At 51.4% G+C, this 2,271-nt stretch carries 3 protein-coding genes; all 3 read right to left on the reverse strand.

What is annotated here, in order from left to right; translation table 11 throughout:
* Positions 1-424: hypothetical protein (locus WBA23_RS25245; protein ID WP_424585053.1), on the reverse strand; the 424-nt coding region annotated here is incomplete at its 3' end.
* A gap of 16 nt (positions 425-440) precedes the next feature.
* Positions 441-1,520 (reverse strand): hypothetical protein, encoded by a 1,080-nt coding sequence (locus WBA23_RS25250; protein ID WP_424585054.1) that lies wholly within the window; start codon positions 1,518-1,520, stop codon positions 441-443.
* 47 nt (positions 1,521-1,567) lie between these two features.
* Positions 1,568-2,271 (reverse strand): FG-GAP repeat domain-containing protein (locus tag WBA23_RS25255; RefSeq protein WP_424585055.1); only part of this gene is annotated, 704 nt, incomplete at its 5' end.

Genomic DNA, 2,271 nt, shown 5'->3' on the forward strand with positions numbered 1-2,271 from the left:
GAACGATCGATGGTTGATTGGCTTCTTCTTGCTCCACCAGTTCGTAGCGACGGTGCCCGAAGTGGTAACGAACCTTTACGTACGACTCCTCCGCGTTGTAGCGCAACAAAAACGCGAGGTACCCTTCCTGTGCTTGCGTTACCCGGAAACGCCCGGTGAACACCGGATTACGCTCGAAGACATGCAGGTAGCTGTACTGCACCGAATCGGTTGGCCGTCCCTGCTGCTGGTAGTAGTGGTTGCCATCTTCACAACCCACCGTCCATAACTCTTGTTGGGGAGATGAAGTCAGCCAGTGACTAGGCTTTGTCCCGCAGTCTTCATCCTCAAAGTTATCGTAGTAGCGGAATCCGTAAGCTGGCTCAACTACGATGATGAGCAGCAGCAGGATCACGATCCGACCAAGAAATAATTTGTTTCTCATGCCCACTCAGTTACAGTTATCCTTTGAAGTTTTTTACATGGCGGGCAATCACTTGCATGGCGCGGTCGGGTTCGGCTACGCTGCGGGGGTAGTAGTAGTAGATCAGTTGATCCACATCGTGCGATAACACCTCGGGCAGTCGTTGATCCATCAGGGCAATATCTTTGGTGGCGAGATTGTGATTCTCGATCAGCCACAGCGTTTTACGGTCATTCTGACGGGCTACCTTGAGAAATTGCTCGCCCGCCTCGGCTCCTAGCAAATTCTTACCGTTACTTTCGTCCTTGCCCCCATCAGAGCGGTACCAGGGGCGGCCATCGCAGCCCAGGTAGTCCAGATAGGGAATTTGGGCTACTGTTTGTATCAGTCTGCTTTTATGCGCTTGTTCAAAAAGGCAAGTAGTTATGTCTGGATAATTTTCTTTGATAAACTGATTCAAGCGACCGTGAAAATCAGCAGTAGCCTGCCAGTGCGCTTCCAGCGGGGCATCCTGACCCAACTTCTCGACGGCTTTGGGGGAGTAATCATATCCGTAGGACTTCGGCTCATCCCACATGATGCCCCGGATGGGCCATAGCTTCAGCACCTTGGCGAGCGACTCGCAGAAGAATTCGTAGGTTTCGGGATAGTGCACGCTGCTGATAACCCCCGTTACCGAAGATATTTTCGGGGTACCGTCTTCCTGTAGCACCCAGGTCTGCGGGTTCTTCACCGAAAACAAGCTCGGTACTTTGGGTGCTCCGGCAAACATCCCGCCCCATCGGGAGGGTACCGCAAACACCTGCATACCGACACGCTCAGCCTCTTGGCAAATGATCTCAATATTCTCGACGGCGGCAAACAAATCTTGCTCCAGCACGGCTACCGACACCACGTCGGTGCCTAAATCGGCCATCCATTCCATATCTTCCCGTACTTGCCGCGGCACCATGGTATACATATGTGCCCGAAAATAATAAGCGTTTAGAAGCTTATCAGAAGGTTGGTTAGCAATAGAGAATCGCTGCGGAGCGGCACCTAATAGTAGTCCGGCAGTCTGTAAGCTCTTTTTTAGAAAGTTTCTTCGGGCAGGCAACAAAGACGAATTGGCGTTCATGTGTAAAGGTTCATTTAGAATGGTGTAGCTTATTAAGATACTAAGTTTCAGTCAAGCACCAACTTCTCAGGAGGGACTCGGGTATCCTGCCCGTGAAAGACCACCAGATGGGCAGGTACAGTGGGTTCAATCATCCGTCGTTCATCTCCGCCAATAATTAGATCCAGATACCCATCGTTGTTCCAATCCATCACGCTGGGTCCCGCCAGATGACTGTACAGGGGAACCAATAGCTGCTCCGCCTCAAACGTGCCGTTTCCCGTATTACGAAACAGAAACACGCCCCGGTGAAACTGGTAAACGACCAGATCAGGGTGACCGTCTTGATCCCAATCGGCGACCGCAAAGCCCGAACGGTTGCCCTTCTTTCGCTTCCAAAAGTCTTCCAGTACAATAGGCTGGCCGTTGGTATGCCGTAGGGTATCCGGACTCGCTAAGTTAAGCGTACCGTTGCCCGAGTATACTACTATATGCCCCGGATCGTTAGAAGCGATAATATCTAAGAATTGATCGCCATTCCAGTTCAGCACCGCCGGAAATAACCGATCCGGTAGCACCAACTCAGTTTGCTCATAATTAAAGTTTTTGGGTTGGTGAAAACGAAGCGAATCTTGAACCATTGCTCCCTTAAAGAAATACAATCGTCGCCCCATCGATCCGGTAATAATGTCGAGTATCCCGTCACCATCCCAGTCAGCAGCGCGGGGGGCCAGCCGGTCAGAATACCACTCCAACGGTCCCCAGTAAGATC

The organism is Tunicatimonas sp., assembly GCF_049647865.1.
Taxonomy (GTDB): Bacteria; Bacteroidota; Bacteroidia; order Cytophagales; family Cyclobacteriaceae; genus Tunicatimonas.

Excerpts from the sequence above, each read along its gene's own strand:
- WBA23_RS25250 (WP_424585054.1), bottom strand. The coding sequence starts at position 1,520 with ATGAACGCCAATTCGTCTTTGTTGCCTGCCCGAAGAAACTTTCTAAAA.